Consider the following 24734-nt stretch of genomic DNA (forward strand, 5'->3'; position numbering starts at 1 on the left):
CGGGGCAAAACGATTTTCGACAATTTGGGTGGCATTAACGATATGGCAGCTAGCGAAGGCACGCGCGGTCCGGATCCGTCCGAGTACATTGCGCACCACTTGCAGAATTTCTCCACCTCGCATCAGACGTCGATTTTCGACATCCACGTCTGGAACCTCGACACGCTGTTCTGGTCGATCGTGTGCGGTATCGTGACGATCGTCCTGCTGCGTCTGGCCGCCCGCAAGGCGACCTCGGGCGTGCCGGGCCGTTTCCAGTGTGCGATCGAGATGCTCGTCGAAATGGTCGAAGATCAATCGAAGGCCATCGTCCACGGCAACCGCACCTTCATCGCTCCGCTCGCCCTCACGGTGTTCGTGTGGGTCGCGCTGATGAACTCCCTCGACTTCCTCCCCGTCGACCTGCCGGGCCGCGTCATCGGCCTGCTCGGTCTGTCGGACGTGATTTCCCACCATCGCATCGTCCCGACGGCCGACCTGAACGGCACGCTCGGCATCGCGCTCGGCGTGTTCGTCCTGATGATCTATTACAGCATCAAGATCAAGGGCGCGGGCGGCTTTGTGCATGAGCTGCTGTCGGCCCCGTTCGGCGCGCACCCGCTGCTGTGGATCCCGAACCTCGCGTTGAACATCGTCGAATATCTCGCAAAGACCGTTTCCCTCGGCATGCGGCTGTTCGGCAACATGTACGCGGGTGAGCTGTTGTTCCTGTTGATCGCCCTGCTCGGCAGCATGTGGAGCTTCGGTGGCGACGCAACGTTCCTCGGCTTCGTTGGTCACGTGATCGCGGGTAGCGTCTGGGCAATCTTCCACATCCTGATTGTTCTGTTGCAGGCATTCATTTTCATGATGCTGACGCTGGTGTATCTCGGCCAGGCGCACGACAAGCACTAAGCGCGGCGTGCAAAAAAGAGTTTCCGTTTTAGTTTTTTAAATCTCAGTTCCAAGTCTTTTCACAAAGGAGTGATCATGCAAGCTTACATCGCCAACATCCAGGGTCTGACCGCCATCGGTATCGGCATCATCATCGGCCTGGGTGCAATCGGCGCCTGTATCGGTATCGCGCTGATGGGTGGCAAGTACATCGAAGCCTGCGCACGTCAGCCGGAACTCATCAACCCGCTGCAAACGAAGATGTTCCTGCTGGCCGGCCTGATCGACGCTGCATTCCTGATCGGCGTTGGTGTCGCAATGCTGTTCGCGTTCGCGAACCCGCTCCTGTCGAAGCTCGCAGGCTAAGGTTCCTCGGAAATATGCGCCCGGCGTGAGCCGGCGCAGGGCGGAACGGAGACTTGGGGCGCTGATCGAATGCAACTCGATGAGCGCCTTACCGTTTCATTTTTCCGGAATAGCAGATAAGGAAACACCGTGAATCTCAACGCAACTCTGTTTGCGCAAATGGTCGTGTTCCTGGTCCTCGCGTGGTTCACGATGAAGTTCGTGTGGCCGCCGTTGATCAACGCCCTCGACGAACGTTCGAAGAAGATCGCCGACGGCCTCGCAGCCGCGGAGAAGGGCAAGGCGGAACTCGACGCAGCGCACAAGCGCGTGGACCAGGAACTCGCGCAGGCCCGCAACGACGGCCAGCAGCGCATCGCCGACGCTGAAAAGCGTGCCCAGGCGGTCGCCGAGGAAATCAAGGCCAACGCCCAGGCTGAAGCCGCCCGCATCGTCGCCCAGGCGAAAGCGGAAGCAGAACAGCAAATCGTGAAGGCGCGCGAAGCGCTGCGTGGCGAAGTCGCCTCGCTGGCCGTGAAGGGCGCCGAGCAGATCCTGAAGCGCGAAGTCGATCAAACGGCCCACGCCCAACTGCTGAATCAACTGAAAGCCGAGCTCTGATCATGGCCGAACTTGCAACCATCGCCCGCCCTTACGCAGAAGCGCTGTTCCGCGTGGCCGAGGGAGGTGACATCGCCGCCTGGTCCACGCTCGTGCAAGAGCTGGCCCAGGTTGCGCGTCTGCCGGAAGTGCTGTCGGTCGCGTCGAGCCCGAAGGTGACGCGCACGCAAGTGGCCGAGCTGCTGCTTGCTGCGGTGAAGTCGCCGCTCGCGGCAGGCGCCGAAGCGAAGAACTTCGTGCAGATGCTGGTCGACAATCATCGCATCGCGCTGCTGCCGGAAATCGCCGAGCAGTTCGAGGCGCTCAAGAACGAACGCGAAGGTGCAGCCGACGCCGAGATCGTGAGCGCGTTCCCGCTGAACGGCGCGGATCTCGAAAGCCTCGTCTCTGGCCTCGAACGCAAGTTCAAGCGCAAGCTGAAGCCGACGGTCGAAGTCGATTCGTCGCTGATCGGCGGCGTGCGCGTGACGGTCGGCGACGAAGTGCTCGACACCTCGGTTCGCGCGCGCCTCGCATCGATGCAGGCTGCCTTGACCGCCTGAGCGCCACGCCGGCACGCAACAGAATTGACTATCAGGAGCGAATAATGCAACTCAATCCCTCTGAGATCAGCGAGCTGATCAAGAGCCGGATCCAGGGCCTTGAAGCGAGCGCAGACGTTCGCAACCAGGGCACCGTGATCTCCGTGACCGACGGTATCGTGCGCATCCACGGCCTGTCGGACGTGATGCAGGGCGAAATGCTCGAGTTTCCGGGCAACACGTTCGGCCTCGCGCTGAACCTCGAGCGCGACTCGGTCGGCGCGGTGATTCTCGGCGAATACGAACACATTTCGGAAGGCGACGTCGTCAAGACGACGGGCCGCATTCTGGAAGTCCCGGTTGGTCCGGAACTCGTCGGCCGCGTGGTCGACGCGCTCGGCAACCCGATCGACGGCAAGGGCCCGGTCAACGCGAAGCTGACCGACGCGATCGAAAAGATCGCCCCGGGCGTGATCTGGCGTAAGTCGGTGTCGCAGCCGGTGCAGACGGGCATCAAGTCGATCGACGCGATGGTGCCGATCGGCCGTGGCCAGCGTGAGCTGATCATCGGCGACCGTCAGTGCGGCAAGACCGCGGTGGCGCTCGACGCGATCATCAACCAGAAGGGCAAGGACCTGATCTGTATCTACGTCGCGATCGGCCAGAAGGCTTCGTCGATCATGAACGTGGTTCGCAAGCTCGAAGAAACGGGCGCGATGGAATACACGATCGTCGTCGCCGCTACGGCGTCGGATTCGGCAGCGATGCAGTACCTCGCACCGTACGCCGGCTGCACGATGGGCGAATACTTCCGCGACCGCGGCCAAGACGCGCTGATCATCTATGACGACTTGACCAAGCAAGCTTGGGCATACCGTCAGATCTCGCTGCTGCTGCGCCGTCCGCCGGGCCGTGAAGCCTATCCGGGTGACGTGTTCTATCTGCACTCGCGTCTGCTCGAGCGTGCTGCGCGCGTGTCGGAAGAGTACGTCGAGAAGTTCACGAACGGCGAAGTGAAGGGCAAGAGCGGCTCGCTGACGGCACTGCCGGTCATCGAAACGCAGGCTGGCGACGTGACCGCGTTCGTTCCGACGAACGTGATCTCGATTACCGACGGCCAGATCTTCCTGGAAACCGACCTGTTCAACGCAGGCATCCGCCCGGCAATCAACGCCGGCGTGTCGGTGTCGCGAGTCGGTGGCGCCGCTCAGACGAAGGTCGTGAAGAAGCTGTCGGGCGGTATCCGTACCGACCTCGCGCAGTACCGTGAACTGGCGGCATTCGCGCAGTTCGCATCGGACCTCGACGAAGCGACCCGCAAGCAGCTCGAGCGCGGCCGCCGCGTGACGGAACTGCTGAAGCAGCCGCAGTACCAGCCGCTGCAGGTGTGGGAACTGGCCGTGTCGCTGTACGCCGCGAACAACGGCTACCTCGACGACCTTGACGTGAAGCAAGTGCTGCCGTTCGAGAAGGGCCTGCGCGACAACCTGAAGACCAGCCACGCTGACCTCATCAAGCGCATCGAAGACACCAAGGATCTCTCGAAGGACGACGAAGGCGCGCTGCGCGCGGCGATCGAATCCTTCAAGAAGTCGGGTGCCTATTGATCCGCGAGTGACACACTGAGGCCGCGCGAGTGCTGATGCGCCCGCGCAGCTTCGGTCAAGGAGCAAGCTATGGCTGGAATGAAGGAAATTCGCGGCAAGATCAAGAGCGTGCAGAACACGCGCAAGATCACGAAGGCGATGGAGATGGTGGCCGCATCGAAGATGCGCCGCGCGCAGGAACGCATGCGCGCCGCTCGTCCGTACGCGGACAAGGTCCGTGCCATCGCCGCGCACATGAGCCGCGCGAACCCGGAGTACCGCCACCCGTTCATGGTGGCAAACGACGGCGCGAACACGGCCGGCATCATCCTCGTCACGACGGACAAGGGTCTGTGCGGCGGGCTGAACACCAACGTGCTGCGTGCGACGGTGCAGAAGTTCAAGGAGCTGGAAGAGAAGGGCCAGAAGGTCGAAGCCACGGCGATCGGCAGCAAGGGCCTCGGGTTCCTGAACCGCTTCGGCGCGAAGGTGATGTCGCAGGTCGTGCACCTCGGCGACACCCCGCATCTGGACAAGCTGATCGGCGCAGTGAAGACGCAGCTCGACCTGTACTCGGAAGGCAAGCTGTCGGCGGTTTATATCGCTTACACGCGCTTCGTCAACACGATGAAGCAGGAAGCCGTGATCGAGCAGCTGCTGCCGCTGTCGTCGGAACACTTCGACGCCGATGACGGGACGCCGGCCACGTCGTGGGACTACATCTACGAGCCGGACGCGCAGGCAGTCGTCGACGAACTGCTCGTGCGTTACGTCGAGGCGCTGGTGTACCAGGCCGTCGCTGAGAACATGGCGTCCGAGCAATCGGCACGCATGGTCGCGATGAAGGCCGCGTCCGACAACGCGAAGACGGTGATCAGCGAACTGCAGCTCGTATACAACAAGAGCCGCCAGGCCGCGATTACGAAAGAACTGTCGGAGATCGTCGGCGGCGCAGCCGCTGTTTAAGCGCGCGCCACGGACGACAACTGCGCCTTTGCGCGAGTAAAGAATCAGGTATTTAAAGGAAAAGCGATGAGTACTGCTGCTTTGGTAGAAGGCAAGATCGTACAGTGCATCGGCGCCGTTATCGACGTGGAATTCCCGCGCGACAGCATGCCGAAGATCTACGACGCGCTCATTCTCGATGGCTCGGAACTGACGCTCGAAGTCCAGCAGCAGCTGGGCGACGGCGTTGTCCGTACCATCTGTCTGGGTGCATCCGACGGCCTGCGCCGCGGCCTGACCGTGAAGAACACGGCAAAGCCGATTTCGGTGCCGGTCGGCAAGCCGACCCTCGGTCGTATCATGGACGTGCTCGGCCGTCCGATCGACGAAGCCGGTCCGATCGAAAGCGAACACACGCGTTCGATCCACCAGAAGGCTCCGGCGTTCGACGAACTGTCGCCGTCGACCGAACTGCTCGAAACGGGTATCAAGGTTATCGACCTGATCTGCCCGTTCGCGAAGGGCGGCAAGGTTGGCCTGTTCGGCGGTGCTGGCGTGGGCAAGACCGTCAACATGATGGAGCTCATCAACAACATCGCGAAGGAACACGGCGGTTACTCCGTGTTCGCGGGCGTGGGCGAGCGTACCCGTGAAGGGAACGACTTCTACCACGAAATGAAGGACTCGAACGTTCTCGACAAGGTCGCGCTGGTGTACGGCCAGATGAACGAGCCGCCGGGCAACCGTCTGCGCGTCGCGCTGACCGGCCTGACGATGGCCGAGCACTTCCGTGACGAAGGCCTCGACGTGCTGTTCTTCGTCGACAACATCTACCGTTTCACGCTGGCCGGTACCGAAGTGTCGGCACTGCTCGGCCGTATGCCGTCGGCAGTGGGCTATCAGCCGACGCTGGCTGAAGAAATGGGCAAGCTGCAAGAGCGCATCACGTCGACCAAGAAGGGCTCGATTACGTCGGTTCAGGCCGTGTACGTCCCTGCGGACGACTTGACCGACCCGTCGCCGGCAACCACCTTCGGCCACCTGGACGCAACCGTCGTTCTGTCGCGTGACATCGCTTCGCTGGGTATCTACCCGGCGGTCGACCCGCTCGACTCGACGTCGCGCCAGATCGACCCGAACGTGATCGGTGAAGAGCACTACTCGATCACCCGTCGCGTTCAGCAGACGCTGCAGCGCTACAAGGAACTGCGCGACATCATCGCGATTCTGGGCATGGACGAACTGTCGCCGGAAGACAAGCTGTCGGTCGCGCGCGCTCGTAAGATCCAGCGTTTCCTGTCGCAGCCGTTCCACGTCGCTGAAGTGTTCACGGGCTCGCCGGGCAAGTACGTGCCGCTGAAGGAAACGATCCGTGGCTTCAAGATGATCGTCGACGGCGAGTGCGACCACCTGCCGGAACAGGCGTTCTACATGGTCGGCACGATCGACGAAGCCTTCGAAAAGGCCAAGAAGATCCAGTAAAGGTCGGGTGTAACGCAGCGGGCGCCCGTGCGTTCGTGAAGGATGTCTCGATGGCATCTTTTCACGGACGGGCGCCCACGTAATACGCTCAACCAGGAGTCGATATGGCAACCATCAAAGTAGACGTCGTCAGCGCGGAAGAGCAGATCTTCTCGGGCGAGGCGAAATTCGTCGCGCTGCCGGGCGAAACGGGTGAGCTGGGTATTCTGCCGGGTCACACGCCGCTGATCACGCGGATTCGTCCGGGTGCGGTGCGCATCGAAGTCGAGGGCGGCAACGACGAATTCGTGTTCGTCGCAGGCGGCATTCTCGAAGTGCAGCCGGGCGCCGTGACGGTGCTCGCCGATACCGCGATCCGCGGCAAGGACCTCGACGCGGCGAAAGCCGAGGAAGCGCGCAAGCGTGCCGAGGAAACGCTGCAGAACGCGAAGTCGGACCTCGACCTCGCAAAGGCGCAATCGGAGCTCGCGACCGCGATGGCGCAGCTCGAAGCGATCCAGCGTCTGGCGAAGATTCGCAGCCGGCACTGAGCCGCGCGCGCGTATCCCGCGAAAGAAAGCAGCCTTCGGGCTGCTTTTTTTTCGTCCGTCGTTTTCGTCTGTTTTTTGCGGGCCGGATCGTATCGTCCGGTCGTGCTATTTCATCCGCCCGCCGCGATTTGATGTCAGAGTGTCGTCAGCAGAACGCGGCATCATCCGCGCAGAGGCAGCCCGCCGCGATCGTGGCGGAGCAGGCGTGCGCGTCAGCCGCGTGCGGAGCCGATCAGACGAAAACGGACGGAGACATCGATGGCAGCAGACCTTGGCAAGGGGGCGCTGATCGCGCCCGAAAACGGACTGTCGTACGTGCGCGGCGCGACCGACGTGCCGCTATCCGAAGCGACGATCAGCCGGTTCCTGCTCGACACGGCGGGCCGCTTTCCCGATCGCCCGGCCGTCGTGTTCCGCGAACAGCAGGTGCGCTGGACCTGGGGCGCGTTCGCGCACGAGATCGACGTGCTCGCGGCCGGTCTCGCCGCGCTCGGGATCGAGAAGGGCGACTGCGTCGGCATCTGGTCGCCGAACCGCAGCGAATGGCTGCTCACGCAATTCGCGACCGCGCGCATCGGCGCGGTCCTCGTCAACATCAACCCGGCCTATCGGCTTGCGGAACTCGAATACGCGCTGAACAAGGTCGGCTGCAAGGCCGTGATCGCGGCCGAGCGCTTCAAGACGTCGGCGTACGTCGAGATGCTGCAGACGATCGCGCCGGAGCTCGCGAGCGCGACGCCGGGCCACCTGCATGCGGCACGCGTGCCGAGCCTGCGCACGATCGTATCGATGGGCGAGGTCGCGCCGGCCGGCATGTTCCGCTTCGCGGACGTGATGGCGCGCGGCCGCGACACGCTCGATGTCGCGCGGCTCGACGCGATCGGCGCGACACTCGCGGCCACCGATCCGATCAACATCCAGTTCACGAGCGGCACGACCGGCAGCCCGAAGGGCGCGACGCTCACGCACCGCAACGTCGTCAACAACGCGCGCTCGATCGCGATGGCGATGCGCTTCACCGAACAGGATTCGCTCTGCATCCCGGTGCCGCTGTATCACTGCTTCGGGATGGTGCTGGCCGTGCTCGCGTGCGTGTCGAAGGGCGCGGCGATGGTGTTCCCCGGCGAGGCGTTCGATCCGGTCGCGACGCTCGCGGCCGTCGCCGACGAGCGCTGTACCGCATTGCACGGCGTGCCGACGATGTTCATCGCGGAACTCGATCATCCGGACTTCGCGAAGTTCGACCTGTCGACGCTGCGTACCGGGATCATGGCCGGCTCGCCGTGCCCGATCGAGACGATGAAGCGCGTCGTGTCGCAGATGCATCTGTCCGAGATCACGATCGCGTACGGCATGACGGAGACGAGCCCCGTGTCGTTCCAGAGCTCGACCGACGACCCGCTCGAGAAGCGCACGACGACGGTCGGGCGCATCCAGCCGCATCTGGAGGTGAAGATCGTTGATCCGAGCGGCGAGATCGTGCCGGTCGGCGCGACGGGCGAGCTGTGCACGAAGGGTTATTCGGTGATGCTCGGCTACTGGGACGACGACGCGAAGACGCGCGAGGTGCTGGTCGACGGCTGGATGCATACGGGCGACCTCGCGACGCTCGACGCTGACGGCTACTGCAACATCGTCGGCCGGCTGAAGGACATGGTGATTCGCGGCGGCGAGAACGTGTATCCGCGCGAGATCGAGGAATTTCTGTTCAGGCATCCGAAGATTCAGAGCGCGCAGGTGTTCGGCGTGCCCGACGCGAAATATGGCGAGGAGCTGTGCGCTTGGATCGTGCTGCGCGCGAACGAGCAGATGACGGAGGACGACGTGCGCGCGTTCTGCACCGGCCAGATCGCGCACTACAAGATTCCGCGCTACATCCGCTTCGTCGACGAGCTGCCGATGACGGTGACGGGCAAGGTGCAGAAATTCGTGATGCGCGAACGCATGATCGACGAACTGAAGCTCGACGTGCAGAAGACCGCTTGATACGACCGAGCGGCCCGGCGGCGGGACGAACGCGGCGGCCTGCGGGCCGTTGCGTTTTCGATGGACGAAAAAAAGCGGGCCTATTAGCCCGCTAAAAACCACACGCTACGGGGTTAGCGCGAGGAGACCAAAGATGAAACCGAGTCCGGCGGGGGCCGGAAACGGCTCCAACAGGGATGCCCCTCGGAAGGGCTTCGGTACGTGACCGACTGGCTCGCAGCGCTTCGCGTCCGCTCACACTTGGCACACGAGACCGCATCCGTGTTGAAACCGTTGAGCCCATTGTGGGCGAATTAACGGCCCCTCGCGGTAACAAAGTGTTTCAGGTTGTAACGCCCGCCAGATAAGGCTTTCCGGGATTTTTTGCTGTTTTCGGGGTCCTGAAAAAGGTCATATTTACTCGTCTTTTCCGCAGAGTTTTCATCGGGTGCGCATAACGCGTTTTTCATGCGTATCGGTGCCGATGAAATGCCGATTTACACGCCGGAATGTGCATCGCCCGGCAGATACCGCACATGACGATTCATTCGTCGGAAAGATTTTGAAACGTGATTGGGGCACGCGATAGTCGGCCATTCGGCCGGTTTTCGCGATTTCACGCCGGCCGTGCGCACGCCGATGTGTAACGGCGGTGTGCGCGGCCGGCGGCGGCAACGGGTCCATGTCGTTATCGGACGCCCGTTGCGCGCGCGATCGTACTCACTTCAGCCACTTGTCGGAGATCGCCTGATATTCGCCGGACGATAGCGCCAGATGCAGCCACTGGTCGACGTACTGCTGAAAGACGACGTCGCCGCGCGGCACCATGTACGCCTTTTCGCCGAACTGGAACGGCTTGTCCGGATGCACGGAGCACAGGCCCGGATTCAGCTTTTGCTGCAACAGCGTCTCGGACGCATCCGTCACCATGACGTCCGCCTTGCCCGCGAGGATCTGCTTGAAGATCGTCACGTTGTCCGGATAAACGCTCAGGTTCGCATGCGTGAAGAACTGCTTCGCGAAGCGCTCGTTGGTGCCGCCCGGGTTCACGATCACGCGGGTCTCGGGCCGGTCGATCTGCGCGACGGTCTGGTACTTGTCGGCGTCCGCGCAGCGCACGATCGGCGTCTTGCCATCGACCACGTACGGTTGCGTGAAGAACACGCGCTTCTGGCGCTCGAGTGTCGTCGACACGCCGCCCACCGCGACATCGCACTTCGCGACGAAGTCGTTGGTGAGGGTCGACCAGCTCGTCTTCACGAATTCGGCCTTCACGCCGAGCGACTTCGCGAGCGACTCGGCCATGTCGATGTCGATGCCCTCGAAGCGGCCGTCCGCCCGGTAGTACGAATACGGCTTGTAGTCGCCCGTCGTGCACACGCGCAGCGTGCCGCGTGCGACCACGTCGTCGAGCCGCGAGCCGACGGCCGCGGTGGTCGGGGCCGCCGTCGTGGTTGTACCCTGCGCGTGCGCGGCGGCGCAGCAAAGCATGGCAGCGGTGAGCGTGGCCAGCGTGGCGAATGTCTTCATCGGTCTCCTCCTTCGGTCGGTCGATATCAGCGTCCGATCATAGCGGAGCCCTCGCACGCGTCATATGGCCGCCATCGCATCGGCATACGCAGCCGTGCGGCCGCGCTCCGGTAAAATGCCGCTTTGCCTTCGCTCGTCGCTCCTACCGTGGCCCATACCCTGCTCAACGACACCTTCCTGCGTGCGCTTCTGCGCGAGCCGACCGACTACACGCCGATCTGGCTGATGCGTCAGGCCGGCCGCTATCTGCCCGAGTACAACGCGACACGCGCGCGCGCCGGCAGCTTCCTCGGCCTCGCGAAGAATCCCGACTACGCGACCGAAGTGACGCTGCAGCCGCTCGAGCGCTTCCCGCTCGACGCCGCGATCCTGTTCTCGGACATCCTGACGATTCCCGACGCGATGGGCCTCGGCCTCGACTTTCAGGTCGGCGAAGGGCCGAAGTTCGCGCATCCGGTGCGCACCGAGGCCGACGTCGCGAAGCTCGCGGTGCCGGACATCGAGGAGACGCTCGGCTACGTGACGGGCGCCGTGCGCGAGATCCGCCGCGCGCTGACCGACGGCCAGGGCCGCCAGCGCGTGCCGCTGATCGGCTTCTCGGGCAGCCCGTGGACGCTCGCGTGCTACATGGTCGAAGGCGGCGGGTCGGACGATTTCCGCACGGTGAAGTCGATGGCGTATTCGCGCCCCGACCTGATGCACCGGATCCTCGACGTGAACGCGCAGGCCGTGGCCGCGTACCTGAACGCGCAGATCGAAGCCGGCGCGCAGGCCGTGATGATCTTCGATACGTGGGGCGGCGCACTCGCGGACGGCGCATACCAGCGCTTCTCGCTGGACTACATCCGTCGCGTGGTCGCGCAGCTGAAGCGCGAGCACGACGGCGAGCGCGTGCCGGTGATCACGTTCACGAAGGGCGGCGGGCTGTGGCTCGAGGAAATCGCGGCGACCGGCGTCGACGCGGTCGGCCTCGACTGGACGGTCAATCTCGGCGCCGCGCGCGAACGCGTCGCCGGGCGCGTCGCGCTGCAGGGCAACCTCGACCCGACGATCCTGTTTGCGCCGCCGGCCGCGGTGCGCGAGCAGGCGCGTGCGGTGCTCGACAGCTATGGCAATCACCCCGGTCACGTATTCAACCTCGGCCACGGCATTTCGCAGTTCACGTCGCCCGACCACGTCGCCGAACTCGTCGACGAAGTGCACACCCACAGCCGCAAGATCCGTAGCGGATCGGTGGGCTAAGCGCAAGCGCTGTCATGCTGCACTGCGGCGTGGCGGCGTTTCGCTGTCGGCGCTAAACAGGGCGCAACCCCGCACCGGTTGCCGATTTAAGGCTTGTCAAGACTTGACTTATACACATTTCCCACGTTGCAGCGCGGTAGAGCCCTGTATCGGTCGAATTGTCTCGCTATGGTTGAGTAATTTGAATAGCAGCCTTATGGAATAAGGCTCCGCGGGGCGCGGCCGACGGCGGCCGAAAACAGCGGGAAGCACGGCCCCGCGCGCTTCGCGGCTGTTGAACGGCGAGTTCTCAACAAAGTTATCCACAGGCTGGTCAGGGTATACGGCGATTCCTAATGCGCATCCAAAACTTAGCGCCGAATCTGAGGTTTTACTTTAAGTTCGCCACCGTGGCGCGGAACCGGGTGCAATTCGCCGGTGTGCCCCGTGCTGTCGCCGGAGCGCGGTGATGGGCGGCACCTACCTCAGGGTCGCCCTCGACCATCCGCTTGCCACCCTGTTCGACTACCGCTGCGACGTCCAGCCGGCGCCTGTGCCCGGCACCCTGGTGCAGGTGCCGTTCGGCAAGCGGCAGGTTGTCGGCCTCGTCTGCGAAGTGACGACTCACACCGACGTGCCGCCGTCCCGGTTGCGGGCGATCGACGCGATCTGTGCCGAGCTGCCGCCGCTCGGGCCGGATTGGCTCGCACTCGTGTCGTTCGCGGCCGACTATTACCAGCGCGGTCGCGGCGAAGTCGCGCTGCCGGCGTTGCCGCAGGCGCTGCGCGACGCGGAGCGCTGGGGCCGGCTGCTGGCGCCCGAGGTGCGCTACCGGCTGACCGAAGCCGGCCGCGCGGCGCTGCCCGACGCACTGCCGGCGCGCGGGGCCGCGCTGCGGCGGCTCGCGCAGGCGCTCGCCGACACCGCTTCGATGACGTTGCCCGATGCGCGTGCGTTGCATCCGAAGGCCGCCGCCACGCTCGACGACTGGGCGGCGCGCGGCTGGGTCGCCATCGAGGAAATCGGCTGGGCCGACGCGCCTGTGCCCAAAGCTGTGGATAACCTGTCGACAACCAGTGGACGAACTGTGCCGCCGGCGCTCACCGACCAGCAGGCGGAGGCGCTCGACGCGATCCGCGCCGCGCAGGGCTTCGCGCCGTTCCTGCTGCATGGCGTGACCGGAAGCGGCAAGACCGAGGTCTATCTGCATGCGCTCGCCGCGCTGCTCGATGCGCGGCCCGACGCGCAGGCGCTCGTGCTCGTGCCCGAAATCAACCTGACGCCGCAGTTCGAGGCCGCGTTCCGCGCCCGCTTCGCGGGCACGCTCGCCGACGACGCGATCGTCACGCTGCACAGCGGGCTCGCCGAGGGCGAGCGTGCGCGCAACTGGCTCGGCGCGCACACGGGCCGCGCGCGGATCGTGCTCGGCACGCGGCTCGCGGTGCTTGCTTCGCTGCCGACGCTCGCACTGATCGTCGTCGACGAGGAGCACGAGCCCGCGTACAAGCAGCAGGAAGGGCTGCGTTATTCGGCGCGCGATCTTGCCGTGTGGCGCGCGAAGCATCTCGGCATTCCGGTCGTGCTCGGTTCGGCGACGCCTTCGCTCGAGAGCTGGTGGCAGGCCGATCAGGGCCGCTACACGCGGCTCACGCTGTCGCGCCGCGCGGTAGCCGACGCGACGCTGCCGACCGTGCGACTGATCGATCTCGAAGAGGAGCGGCGGCGCGGGCGCGCATCGATGGGCGGGCTGTCGGGGCCGCTCGTCGCGGCGTTGAAGGCGCGGCTCGAACGCGGCGAACAGAGCCTCGTGTTCCTGAACCGGCGCGGTTACGCGCCGCAGCTCGCGTGCGACGCGTGCGGCTGGGTCGCCGGTTGCCCGCGCTGCAGCGCCTACGTCGTGCTGCACAAGCCCGAGCATGCGCTGCGATGCCATCACTGCGGCTGGGAAGCGCGCATTCCGCGGTCGTGCCCGGAATGCGGGAACGTCGATATCGCGCCGCTCGGGCGCGGCACGCAGCGCATCGAGGAGGCGCTCGCCGAGGCCGTGCCGGGCGCACGGATTTTGCGGATCGACGCGGACAGCACACGACGCAAGGGCAGCGCGCAGGCGCTGTTCTCGGATGTGCACGCCGGTGAAGTCGACATCCTGGTCGGCACGCAGATGATCGCGAAGGGGCACGACTTCCAGCGCGTGTCGCTCGTCGGCGTGCTCAATGCCGACACCGCGCTGTTCTCGCACGACTTCCGTGCGAGCGAGCGGCTGTTCGCGCAGCTGATGCAGGTGAGCGGCCGCGCGGGGCGCGCCGGACTGCCGGGCGAGGTGCTCGTGCAGACGCGTTACCCGCGTCACGCGCTGTATCACGCGCTCGGCCGGCAGGATTACGTCGGCTTCGCGAATTCGACGCTCGGCGAGCGCCGCGACGCGCACCTGCCGCCGTTCGTCTACCAGGCGCTGCTGCGCGCCGAAGGGCGCACGCTCGATGCGGCGCTCGCGTTCCTGCTGCAGGCCGCGGCCGCGTTGCCGGGGCTGCCGGGCGCCGATCGCGTGACCGTCTACGACGCTGTGCCGATGACGATCGTCAAGGTCGCGAACGTCCACCGCGCGCAGTTGTTGCTCGAAAGCGCGTCGCGGGCGGCACTGCAGCATGCGCTGCGCGCATGGCAGCCGGAACTGCGTGCGCTGAAGGGCGTGCTGCGGTGGAGCGTCGAGGTCGATCCGCTGGATATCTGAGCGGCGCGCGCGGCCGCCGCACCCGCACCGCTCGCCGTTCCCGGGCCGGCCGGAACCGTCGGCCTGCGCGATCCGCCTGCCGGCCCGTCCCACACCCACCTGAATTCCCTGCCACCACGGGCAGTGCAACCCGCTTTTCCCCTCGGTGGTGCACGCCGAGGGTTGCCCATATGCGCCAACGCGTCCCGATCAGGGAAAACACCGATCCGCGGACCACGGGCAACCCCTAGGTTGCAACTTCATAAGTGGCTGATTATATTGAGTAACTTGAAGGTGCAACCAATCCATCAATTCGGTTGCACCTTTTTATTGCGTGCCGTAGGATTTCGCGCATCCTCTCACACCACATCGCCGGGCTCGCACCGGCGCACGAACCCACCATGGCAAGCACGACTCTCGGCGTCAAAGTCGACGACCTTCTCCGCTCGCGCCTGAAAGACGCGGCAGCGCGTCTCGAGCGCACTCCCCACTGGTTGATCAAGCAGGCGATCTTCGCGTACCTCGAGCGGATCGAGCACGGCCAGCTGCCGCCTGAACTGTCGGGCAACAGCGGCGTGACGGAGCTCGCCGACGGCCAGGCGACGGACGGCGACGACGACAACTCGCCGCATCCGTTCCTCGAGTTCGCACAGAACGTGCAGCCGCAATCGGTGCTGCGCGCGGCGATCACGGCCGCGTATCGCCGCCCCGAGCCGGAATGCGTGCCGTTCCTGCTGGGCCAGGCGCGCCTGCCCGCGAACCTGCAGGGCGACGTGCAGGCGCTCGCGACGCAGCTCGTCGAGGCGCTGCGCGAGAAGAGCTCGGGCGGCGGCGTCGAGGGGCTGATTCACGAGTTCTCGCTGTCGAGCCAGGAAGGCGTCGCGCTGATGTGTCTGGCCGAAGCGCTGCTGCGCATTCCCGATCGCGCGACGCGCGATGCGCTGATCCGCGACAAGATCAGCAAGGGCGACTGGCGCTCGCACGTCGGCCACGCGCCGTCGCTGTTCGTGAACGCGGCGACCTGGGGCCTGATGATCACCGGCAAGCTCGTGACGACCAATAGCGAAGCGGGCCTGTCGTCGGCGCTCACGCGCCTGATCGGCCGCGGCGGCGAGCCGCTGATCCGCAAGGGCGTCGACATGGCGATGCGTCTGATGGGCGAGCAGTTCGTCACCGGCGAGACGATTTCCGAAGCGCTCGCGAACAGCCGCAAGTACGAAGCGCGCGGCTTCCGCTACTCGTACGACATGCTCGGCGAAGCGGCGACGACCGAAGAGGACGCGCAGCGCTACTACGCGTCGTACGAGCAGGCGATCCACGCGATCGGCAAGGCCGCCGGCGGCCGCGGCATCTACGAAGGCCCGGGCATCTCGATCAAGCTGTCGGCGCTTCACGCGCGCTACTCGCGCTCGCAGCAGGACCGCACGATGAGCGAGCTGCTGCCGCGCGTGCGTGCGCTCGCGCTGCTCGCGCGCCGCTACGACATCGGCCTGAACATCGACGCGGAAGAAGCCGACCGTCTCGAACTGTCGCTCGACCTGCTCGAGGCGCTGTGCTTCGACCCGGACCTCGCGGGCTGGAACGGCATCGGCTTCGTCGTGCAGGGCTACCAGAAGCGTTGCCCGTTCGTGATCGACTACCTGATCGACCTCGCGCGCCGCAGCCGTCATCGCCTGATGATCCGTCTCGTCAAGGGCGCGTACTGGGATACCGAAATCAAGCGTGCGCAGGTCGACGGCCTCGAAGGCTATCCGGTCTACACGCGCAAGATCTATACGGACGTGTCGTACCTCGCGTGCGCGAAGAAGCTGCTCGCGGCGCCCGACGCCGTCTACCCGCAATTCGCGACGCACAACGCGTACACGCTGGCCGCGATCTATCACCTGGCCGGCCAGAACTACTACCCCGGCCAGTACGAATTCCAGTGCCTGCACGGGATGGGCGAACCGCTGTACGAGGAAGTCACGGGCCGCGACAAGCTGAACCGTCCGTGCCGCGTGTATGCACCGGTCGGCACGCATGAAACGCTGCTCGCGTACCTCGTGCGCCGCCTGCTGGAGAATGGCGCGAACACGTCCTTCGTGAACCGCATCGCCGACAAGACGGTGTCGGTGAAGGAACTGGTCGCCGATCCGGTCGACGAGGCATCGAAGGTCGTGCCGCTCGGCGCGCCGCACGCGAAGATCCCGCTGCCGCGCAACCTGTACGGCGACGAGCGTCCCAACTCGATGGGCCTCGACCTGTCGAACGAACATCGTCTCGCGTCGCTGTCGTCCGCGCTGCTCGCGAGCGCGCACCATCCGTGGCGCGCGGCGCCGATGCTCGCCGACGACGCGCTCGCCGACGCCCCGGCGCGCGACGTGCGCAACCCGGCCGACCACCGCGACCTGGTCGGCACCGTCAGCGAAGCGACGGCCGAACACGTGAGCGCGGCGCTCGCGCACGCGGTGGCTGCCGCGCCGATCTGGCAGGCGACGCCGGTCGATGCGCGCGCCGACTGCCTGGTGCGCGCGGCCGACCTGCTCGAAGCGCAGATGCACACGCTGATGGGCCTGATCGTGCGCGAAGCCGGCAAGTCGCTGCCGAACGCGATCGCCGAAATTCGCGAAGCCGTCGACTTCCTGCGCTACTACGCGGCGCAGATCCGCGACGAATTCTCGAACGACACGCACCGTCCGCTCGGCCCCGTGGTCTGTATCAGCCCGTGGAACTTCCCGCTCGCGATCTTCATGGGCCAGGTGGCGGCCGCGCTCGCGGCCGGCAACACGGTGCTCGCGAAGCCGGCCGAACAGACGCCGCTGATCGCCGCCCAGGCCGTGCGCCTGCTGCGCGAGGCCGGCGTGCCGGCCGGCGCGGTGCAGCTGCTGCCGGGCACCGGCGAGACCGTCGGCGCGGCGCTGGTCGCCGATCCGCGCACGCGCGCGGTGATGTTTACCGGCTCGACCGAAGTCGCGCGCCTGATCAACAAGACGCTCGCCGCGCGCCTCGACCCGGACGGCAAGCCGATTCCGCTGATCGCGGAAACGGGCGGCCAGAACGCGATGATCGTCGACTCGTCGGCGCTCGCGGAGCAGGTCGTCGCGGACGTGATGCAGTCGTCGTTCGACTCGGCCGGTCAACGGTGTTCGGCGCTGCGCGTTCTGTGTCTGCAGGACGACGTCGCGGACCGCACGTTGACGATGCTCAAGGGCGCGATGCACGAGCTGGCGCTCGGCAACCCCGACCGCCTGTCGACCGACGTCGGTCCGGTGATCGACGCCGAAGCGAAGCAGACGATCGACGCGCACGTCGCGGCGATGAAGGAGAAGGGCCACGCGGTCACGCAGCTGTCGTCGCCGGAAGCCTGCGCGCACGGCACGTTCGTGCCGCCGACGCTGATCGAGATCGGCAGCATCGACGAGCTGAAGCGTGAAGTGTTCGGCCCGGTGCTGCACGTCGTGCGCTATCGCCGCAGCCAGCTCGACAAGCTGCTCGAGCAGATCCGCGCGACGGGTTATGGCCTGACGCTCGGCATCCACACGCGGATCGACGAGACGATCGCGCACGTGATCTCGAACGCGCACGTCGGCAACATCTACGTGAACCGCAACGTGATCGGCGCGGTGGTCGGCGTGCAGCCGTTCGGCGGCGAAGGGCTGTCGGGCACGGGCCCGAAGGCCGGCGGCGCGCTGTATCTGCAGCGCCTGCTCGCGACGCGTCCGTCGGGCCTGCCGCGCTCGCTCGCGCAGATGCTGATCGCGGACGGCGCGGTCGAAGGCGATGCACGCGGCAACCCGGCGGCGGCGCTCACGACGCTGCGCGACTGGCTGATCGAGCAGCGCGAGCCGGCGCTGGCCGCACGCTGCGACGGCTATCTGGCGCAGGTGCCGGCCGGTGCGACCGCGGTGCTGACCGGGCCGACGGGCGAGCGAAACACGTATACACTCGGCCCGCGCGGCACGGTGCTGTGTGTCGCGGCCACGCCGGGCGGCGCGCGCGCGCAGTTCGCGGCGGTGCTGGCGACGGGCAACCGCGCGCTGTTCGCCGGCGCGGCGGGCGAGGCGCTGGTCGCCGCGCTGCCGGCGGCGCTGAAGGCGCATGCGGCCGTGCGCAAGCAGGCCGACGCGCCGTTCGACGCGGTGCTGTTCGAAGGCGATAGCGACGAACTGCTGACGCTCGTGAAGGACGTCGCGCAGCGACCGGGCCCGATCGTGTCGGTGCAGGGCGTGTCGGCGGGCGCGTTCGAGAACGGCGACGCGGAAGACTACGCGCTCGAGCGCCTGCTCACCGAGCGCTCGGTGAGCGTGAACACGGCCGCGGCGGGCGGCAATGCGAATTTGATGACGATCGGCTGACCATCCTTGCCGTTCGGATCAAACAAAGGAAGCGGCAAGGCGATCCCGAAGCCGCTCCATTTACCCTGGTACCAAGGAGATGCTATGCAACACACGATGAAAAAGCTGGCAGGCGCGACGTTTGTCGCCGTCATGTCGCTTGCGGGGACGGCCCATGCGGACGACGTGAAGATCGGTTACGCAGGGCCGATGACGGGCGCCCAGGCGCACTACGGCAAGGATATGCAGAACGGGATCGCGCTCGCGCTGGAAGACTTCAACGCGACGAACCCGAAGATCGGCGGCAAGGCGGTGAAGTTCGTGCTCGAGACGCAGGACGACCAGGCTGACCCGCGCACCGGCACGACGGTTGCGCAGAAGCTCGTCGACGACGGCATCAAGGGCATGCTCGGCCACTTCAACTCGGGCACGACGATTCCCGCTTCGCGCATCTACGCAAACGCCGGCATTCCGGAAATTGCGATGGCGACGGCGCCGGAATACACGCAGCAGGGTTACAAGACGACCTTCCGCATGATGACGTCCGACACGCAGCAGGGCTCGGTGGCGGGCACGTTCGCGTCGAAGGATCTCGGCATGAAGAAGATCGCGATCGTCGACGACCGCACGGCCTACGGCCAGGGTCTCGCCGACCAGTTCGAGAAGGCCGCGAAGGCCGGCGGCGCGACGATCGTCGACCGTGAATTCACGAACGACAAGGCCGTCGACTTCAAGGCGATCCTGACGAAGCTGAAGGCAGCGAAGCCGGACCTCGTCTACTACGGCGGCGCGGATTCGCAGGCAGCGCCGATGGTCAAGCAGATGAAGACGCTCGGCATCACCGCACCGCTGATGAGCGGCGAAATGGTGAAGACGCCGACGTTCCTGAAGATCGCGGGCAACGCGGCCGACGGCACGATCGCATCGCTGGCAGGCCTCCCGCTCGAGGAAATGCCGGGCGGCAAGGGCTACGCCGACAAGTACAAGAAGCGTTTCGGCGAAGACGTGCAGACGTACTCGCCGTACGCGTACGACGGCGCGATGGCGATGCTCAACGCGATGAAGAAGGCCGACTCGACCGATCCGGCGAAGTACCTGCCGGTGCTCGCGAAGACCGACATGGCCGGCGTCACGTCGTCGCACGTCGCGTACGACGCGAAGGGCGACCTGAAGAACGGCGGCATCACGATGTACAAGGTCGAGAAGGGCGAGTGGAAGCCGCTGAAGAGCATCGGCGGCAAGTAAGCATGGCGTGAGTCGCCGGCGGCGTCGAAGGGCGCCGCTGGGGGCATCATGTGAAGAAGCCACCGGGCCGTCGGGTCCGGTGGCTTTTTCTTTGGCGTCGGTGGTGGGTCGGCGCTCGTCAGGCCGCGTATGCGCGCTGCAGCAGCGCGGCGACGTCGAGCGCGTGCGGATCGAAGCCGCCCGCGATGCGGCCCCAGTCGGGCGCGGCAAGCCGCGTCGCGATGAACGCGTCGGCGACGGCCGCGGGCGCGTCGCGCCGCAGCAGGCAGGCCTGCGCGACGAGCGCGAGCCGCTGCGCGAACACGCGGGCCGACGCCTCGAGCGTATCGGCCGGTGCCGCGAGCATCGCGCGCAGCGCATCGAGCGCCGCGCGGATGCGTGGCTCGCCCGCGCAGAGGTCGGTCAGCTCGGCGAAGAGCGCCGCGGCCGCGTCGGGTTCGCGCGACACCGCGCGCAGCACGTCGAGGCACATCACGTTGCCGGAGCCTTCCCAGATCGAGTTGACCGGCGCTTCGCGGAACAGCCGCGCGATCGGGCCGTCGTCGACGTAGCCGTTGCCGCCGAACACTTCCATCACCTCGCCGGTCAGCTCGACCGCGCGCTTGCAGACCCAGAATTTCGCGGCGGGCGTGACGATCCGCTTCCACGCGCGCTCGCGCGGCGAGTCGTCGCGCTCGAACGCGTCGGCGAGGCGCATCGCGAGCACGAGCGCGGCTTCGCTTTCGAGCGCGAGATCGGCGAGCACGGTGCGCATCAGCGGCTGCTCGGCGAGCGCGCGGCCGAACGCATGGCGCTGGCGCGTGTACGCGATCGCCTGCACGACGCCCTGGCGCAGCATCGCCGCGCTGCCGAGCACGCAGTTCAGCCGCGTGTACGTGGCCATCTCGATGATGGTCGGAATGCCGCGGCCTTCGTCGCCGAGCATGATGCCCCACGCGTCGTTCAACTCGATCTCGCTGCTCGAGTTGCTGCGGTTGCCGACCTTGTTCTTCAGCCGCTGAATCTCGACCGCGTTCTTCGTCCCGTCCGGCCGCCAGCGCGGCACGTAGAAGCACGACGGGCCGCCGTCTGCGGTGCGCGCGACGACCAGGTGCGCGTCGCACATCGGCGCGGAGAAGAACCACTTGTGGCCGCGCAGCCGGTATTCGCCGCCGCGTCCGCCCGCGCCGACGGCGCTCGCCAGCGTCGTGTTCGCGCGCACGTCGGAGCCGCCCTGTTTCTCGGTCATGCCCATGCCGAACCAGATCGAGCGCTTGTCGGCGACCGGCACGTCGCGCGCGTCGTAGTCATCGCTGTACAGCTTGTCGCGCAGCAGGTCCCACAACGCGGGTTCCTTCTGCAGCACCGGAATCGCGGCCTGCGTCATCGTCGCCGGGCACAGCGTACCGGCCTCGATCTGGCCGTGCAGGTAGAAGCCGGCCGCGGTCGCGGCCCAGCGGCCCGGGCGCGTATCGCGGAACGCGAGCGACACGAAGCCCTCGTTGCGGTACATGCCGAGCAGCGTGTGCCACGCCGGATGGAAGTCGACGCAGTCGATGCGCCGGCCGCGCCGGTCGAACGCGTTCAGCTCCGGCGGGTGGCGGTTTGCTTCGTCGGCGAGCCGCGCGGTGTCGGCGCTGCCGAGCCGCGCGCCGTACGCGTCGAGCTGCGGCACGGCCCAGCCGGCGCCCGCGCGGGCGAGTGCCTCGCGCAGCGCGACGTCGGTGGCGAAGAGGTTATAGTCGACCAGTTCGTCGAACTGGTTCGTGATGGCATGGGTCGATTCGGTCATCGGGCTGTCTCCGGTCTCGTGCTTCGCGGTCTGCCGGTCAAACGCGTTTCCGCTGAATTTCAGAGTAGCAAATATGCCGCCGCGACATGTTCAGGTTCCGGCGCCGCCCGGCCAGCCGGCGGCGCAACCCGCGCCCGCGTTGCGCCGCCGGCCGCGCCAGTCGCGCGCGCAGGCCACGTCCGAGGCGCTCCAGCAGGCCTTCGTTCAGCTTTTGCTCGAGCGCGGCTACGCGAAGGCGACGATCCGCGAGATCGCGGCCGTCGCGGGCGTGAGCGTCGGCACCTTCTACGAATACTTCGGCGACAAGCAGAGCCTCGCCGCGCTGTGCATCCACCGGCGCGTGCTGGCGCTGGCCGACCGGCTGCGCGAAGCGGCGCACGGGCTGCGCGGCGTGCCGCGCGCCGAGCTCGCGGCCGTGCTCGTCGACCTGCAGGTCGATGCGATTGCCGCCGACGCCGCGCCGTGGAGCGCGTTCTTCGCGCTGGAGCGGCAGGTGTCGCCGCTGCCCGCCTACCGCCGCCATTACGACGCGTATGTCGCGCTGTGGCGCGACGCGCTTGCGCAGTGCAGCGATCCGCCGCCGGCCGCGAGGCTCGACGGGGTCGCGCGAATGGCGCATGCAGTCTGCTACGGCGGCGTGTCGCAGGCGCTGCTCACGCTCGGGCCCGCGCTGGACTTCGCCGCGTTGCGCAGCGAGTTGCAGGCCGTCCTGGGCGCCTATCTGGCCGCCGCGGGCGCGTGATGCGCGGCGTGGCCGTGCATCCGCGCGGCCAGCGCAAGCCCGTCGTGAGTGTGGGCGGGCCCTGGGAGGAGATGCCTGATGCGCATGCATTGCCTGGCACACGGCCTTGGCATTGAGCCTTGCACATGGCCAATCATGAGAAAAATGCATGGCCGCCATGACGAACTTTCGGTTGTCCGCCCTTATTGGCTCGGGCTAAATCATGCGTCATGAGCCGGGCCGCGTTCGTCGCGCGGGCCGGCGCGAAGGACAATCGAAGGAGGAGTCATGCGAAGCGCCACCACGCCCCGCTCGAAACTGCCGGACGTCGGGACGACGATCTTCACGGTGATCGGCCAGCTCGCCGCGCAGCACGATGCGCTGAACCTGTCGCAGGGCGCGCCGAATTTCGCGCCCGATCCGGCGCTCGTCGAGAGCGTCGCGCGCGCGATGCGCGACGGCCACAACCAGTACGCGCCGATGGCCGGCATCGTGTCGCTGCGCGAACGCCTCGCGGAGAAGACGGAGGCGCTGTACGGCACGCGCTACGACCCGGACACCGAGATCACGGTGATCGCGAGCGCGAGCGAAGGGCTCTACGCGGCGATCAGCGCGCTCGTGCATCCGGGCGACGAAGTGATCTATTTCGAGCCGTCGTTCGACAGCTATGCGCCGATCGTGCGGTTGCAGGGCGCAACGCCGGTCGCGATCAAGTTGTCGCCCGAGCATTTCCGCGTGAACTGGGACGAAGTGGCCGCGGCGATTACGCCGCGCACGCGCATGATCATCGTCAACACGCCGCACAACCCGACCGCGACGGTGTTCTCCGCCGACGATCTCGAACGGCTCGCGCTGCTCACGCGCAATACCGACATCGTGGTCCTGTCGGACGAGGTCTACGAGCACGTGGTGTTCGACGGCGCGCAACATCAGAGCGTCGCGCGTCACCGTGAGCTCGCCGAGCGCAGCGTGATCGTGTCGTCGTTCGGCAAGTCGTTCCACGTGACGGGCTGGCGGGTCGGCCATTGCGTCGCGCCGGCCGAACTGATGGACGAGATCCGCAAGGTGCACCAGTTCATGGTGTTCTCGGCCGATACGCCGATGCAGGTCGCGTTCGCGGAGATCCTCGCGCGGCCGGAAAGCTATCTCGGCCTGTCGGCGTTCTACCAGGCCAAGCGCGACCTGCTCGCGCGCGAGCTGGCCGGTTCGCGCTTCGAGCTGCTGCCGAGCGAAGGCTCGTTCTTCATGCTCGCGCGGTTCCGGCACTTCTCGGACGAACGCGACAGCGACTTCGTGCTGCGCCTGATCCGCGATGCGCGCGTCGCGACGATTCCGCTGTCGGCGTTCTATACCGACGGCACCGATGCGGGCGTGATCCGGCTCAGTTTCTCGAAGGACGACGCGACGCTGATCGAAGGCGCGCGGCGGTTGCGTTCGCTGTAATCGCGGGCGCGGCCCGCACCCCAAGCAGGCGACGTGTACGTCGCACGGAAAGCCACCGACGGAACCGGAGCACGTGCGAACGCACGGCGCCGGCCGACAAGCCAGGAGATCACGATGAAGCATGCACACACACTCAAGCTCGCGTTCGCACTCGCGTGCGCGCTCGGTTCCGGCGCGGCGCTCGCGGACGGGCAGACGCTGCGTTTCGGCCTCGAGGCGCAATACCCGCCGTTCGAGTCGAAGGCGCCGAACGGCGACCTGCAGGGCTTCGACATCGACGTCGGCAACGCCGTCTGCCAGACCGCGAAGCTGTCGTGCAAGTGGGTCGAGACGTCGTTCGACGGGCTGATTCCGGCGCTGAAGGGCCGCAAGTTCGACGCGATCAACTCGGCGATGAACGCGACCGAGCAGCGGCGCCAGGCGATCGACTTCACGACGATCATCTACCGCGTGCCGACGCAGCTGATCGCGCGCACCGGCAGCGGCCTGCTGCCGACGCCGGAATCGCTGAAGGGCAAGCGCGTCGGCGTGCTGCAGGCATCGATCCAGGAAACCTACGCGAAGGCGCACTGGGAGCCGGCCGGCGTGGCGATCGTTGCATACCAGGATCAGAACCAGGTGTATGCGGATCTCGTGGCGGGCCGTCTCGACGCGACGCTGGTGCTCGCGCCGGCCGGCCAGCGCGGTTTCCTGTCGCGCCCGGACGGCAACGGTTTCGCGTTCGTCGGCCAGCCGGTGCGTGATGACCGGATTCTCGGCAGCGGGATCGCGTTCGGCCTGCGCAAGGGCGACGACGCGCTGAAGGCGAAACTCGATTCCGCGATCGACAAGCTGAAGGCGGACGGCACGGTGAAGTCGCTCGGCCAGAAATACTTCGGCGATATCGACATCTCCACCAAATAACGGACGCAC

At 66.4% G+C, this 24734-nt stretch carries 18 protein-coding genes; 16 read left to right on the plus strand and 2 right to left on the minus strand.

Annotation, left to right across the window (positions count from 1 at the left end; genetic code table 11):
- Positions 1–42: 42 nt before the first annotated feature.
- The 9 genes from atpB to WS75_RS20790 all read left to right on the plus strand — a co-directional run bounded on the left by atpB (position 43) and on the right by WS75_RS20790 (position 8889).
- Complete coding sequence (atpB, locus tag WS75_RS20750) at positions 43–894, plus strand: F0F1 ATP synthase subunit A (protein ID WP_012492242.1); 852 nt, start codon at positions 43–45, stop codon at positions 892–894.
- Between the two features lie 75 nt (positions 895–969).
- Entirely contained in the window at positions 970–1239 is a 270-nt protein-coding gene (gene atpE, locus WS75_RS20755; RefSeq protein ID WP_006482730.1) for a F0F1 ATP synthase subunit C, read from the plus strand.
- Positions 1240–1368: 129 nt separating this feature from the next.
- Positions 1369–1839: a F0F1 ATP synthase subunit B gene (locus WS75_RS20760; RefSeq protein WP_006751767.1), complete on the plus strand. Its 471-nt coding sequence runs from the start codon at positions 1369–1371 to the stop codon at positions 1837–1839.
- Positions 1840–1841: 2 nt separating this feature from the next.
- Positions 1842–2381 (plus strand): F0F1 ATP synthase subunit delta, encoded by a 540-nt coding sequence (locus tag WS75_RS20765; protein WP_040142773.1) that lies wholly within the window; start codon positions 1842–1844, stop codon positions 2379–2381.
- A gap of 44 nt (positions 2382–2425) precedes the next feature.
- Entirely contained in the window at positions 2426–3967 is a 1542-nt protein-coding gene (gene atpA / locus WS75_RS20770; protein ID WP_059602075.1) for a F0F1 ATP synthase subunit alpha, read from the plus strand.
- 69 nt (positions 3968–4036) lie between these two features.
- Positions 4037–4912: a F0F1 ATP synthase subunit gamma gene (atpG, locus tag WS75_RS20775; RefSeq protein ID WP_059682674.1), complete on the plus strand. Its 876-nt coding sequence runs from the start codon at positions 4037–4039 to the stop codon at positions 4910–4912.
- Positions 4913–4978: 66 nt separating this feature from the next.
- Positions 4979–6373 carry a F0F1 ATP synthase subunit beta gene (gene atpD / locus WS75_RS20780; RefSeq protein ID WP_034188169.1) on the plus strand — a complete coding sequence of 465 codons (1395 nt, stop codon included), beginning with the start codon at positions 4979–4981 and terminating at the stop codon, positions 6371–6373.
- Positions 6374–6477: 104 nt separating this feature from the next.
- Positions 6478–6903: a F0F1 ATP synthase subunit epsilon gene (locus WS75_RS20785; RefSeq protein ID WP_006477288.1), complete on the plus strand. Its 426-nt coding sequence runs from the start codon at positions 6478–6480 to the stop codon at positions 6901–6903.
- 258 nt (positions 6904–7161) lie between these two features.
- Positions 7162–8889 (plus strand): AMP-binding protein, encoded by a 1728-nt coding sequence (locus tag WS75_RS20790; protein ID WP_059682676.1) that lies wholly within the window; start codon positions 7162–7164, stop codon positions 8887–8889.
- A gap of 699 nt (positions 8890–9588) precedes the next feature.
- On the opposite strand, the gene WS75_RS20795 is transcribed toward WS75_RS20790, so the two are convergent.
- Positions 9589–10398 carry a transporter substrate-binding domain-containing protein gene (locus WS75_RS20795; protein WP_059682678.1) on the minus strand — a complete coding sequence of 270 codons (810 nt, stop codon included), beginning with the start codon at positions 10396–10398 and terminating at the stop codon, positions 9589–9591.
- A gap of 147 nt (positions 10399–10545) precedes the next feature.
- Here WS75_RS20795 and hemE point away from each other — a divergent pair, with 147 nt between their 5' ends.
- The 4 genes from hemE to WS75_RS20815 all read left to right on the plus strand — a co-directional run bounded on the left by hemE (position 10546) and on the right by WS75_RS20815 (position 19887).
- Positions 10546–11640: a uroporphyrinogen decarboxylase gene (gene hemE, locus WS75_RS20800; protein WP_059682681.1), complete on the plus strand. Its 1095-nt coding sequence runs from the start codon at positions 10546–10548 to the stop codon at positions 11638–11640.
- A 448-nt stretch (positions 11641–12088) separates the two neighbouring features.
- On the plus strand, positions 12089–14350 hold the full coding sequence (locus tag WS75_RS20805; protein ID WP_059682684.1) for a primosomal protein N': 2262 nt from the start codon (positions 12089–12091) through the stop codon (positions 14348–14350).
- 380 nt (positions 14351–14730) lie between these two features.
- Positions 14731–18663: a trifunctional transcriptional regulator/proline dehydrogenase/L-glutamate gamma-semialdehyde dehydrogenase gene (putA, locus tag WS75_RS20810; protein WP_059682686.1), complete on the plus strand. Its 3933-nt coding sequence runs from the start codon at positions 14731–14733 to the stop codon at positions 18661–18663.
- 84 nt (positions 18664–18747) lie between these two features.
- A complete protein-coding gene (locus WS75_RS20815; protein WP_059682689.1) occupies positions 18748–19887 on the plus strand; it encodes a branched-chain amino acid ABC transporter substrate-binding protein in 1140 nt (379 codons plus the stop codon).
- Between the two features lie 118 nt (positions 19888–20005).
- Here the strand turns inward: WS75_RS20815 and WS75_RS20820 are convergent, their stop codons facing one another.
- The gene (locus WS75_RS20820; protein WP_059682692.1) at positions 20006–21658 is read right to left on the minus strand and encodes an acyl-CoA dehydrogenase family protein; all 1653 of its coding nucleotides are present in this window, start codon (positions 21656–21658) and stop codon (positions 20006–20008) included.
- A gap of 73 nt (positions 21659–21731) precedes the next feature.
- Here WS75_RS20820 and WS75_RS20825 point away from each other — a divergent pair, with 73 nt between their 5' ends.
- The 3 genes from WS75_RS20825 to WS75_RS20835 all read left to right on the plus strand — a co-directional run bounded on the left by WS75_RS20825 (position 21732) and on the right by WS75_RS20835 (position 24725).
- The gene (locus WS75_RS20825; protein ID WP_059682694.1) at positions 21732–22400 is read left to right on the plus strand and encodes a TetR/AcrR family transcriptional regulator; all 669 of its coding nucleotides are present in this window, start codon (positions 21732–21734) and stop codon (positions 22398–22400) included.
- Positions 22401–22667: 267 nt separating this feature from the next.
- Complete coding sequence (locus WS75_RS20830; protein WP_059682697.1) at positions 22668–23822, plus strand: pyridoxal phosphate-dependent aminotransferase; 1155 nt, start codon at positions 22668–22670, stop codon at positions 23820–23822.
- 114 nt (positions 23823–23936) lie between these two features.
- Positions 23937–24725 (plus strand): ABC transporter substrate-binding protein, encoded by a 789-nt coding sequence (locus WS75_RS20835; RefSeq protein ID WP_059682914.1) that lies wholly within the window; start codon positions 23937–23939, stop codon positions 24723–24725.
- Positions 24726–24734 lie beyond the last annotated feature (9 nt).

Source organism: Burkholderia sp. FL-7-2-10-S1-D7, assembly GCF_001524185.1.
In the GTDB taxonomy this organism is placed as follows: Bacteria; Pseudomonadota; Gammaproteobacteria; order Burkholderiales; family Burkholderiaceae; genus Burkholderia; species Burkholderia diffusa.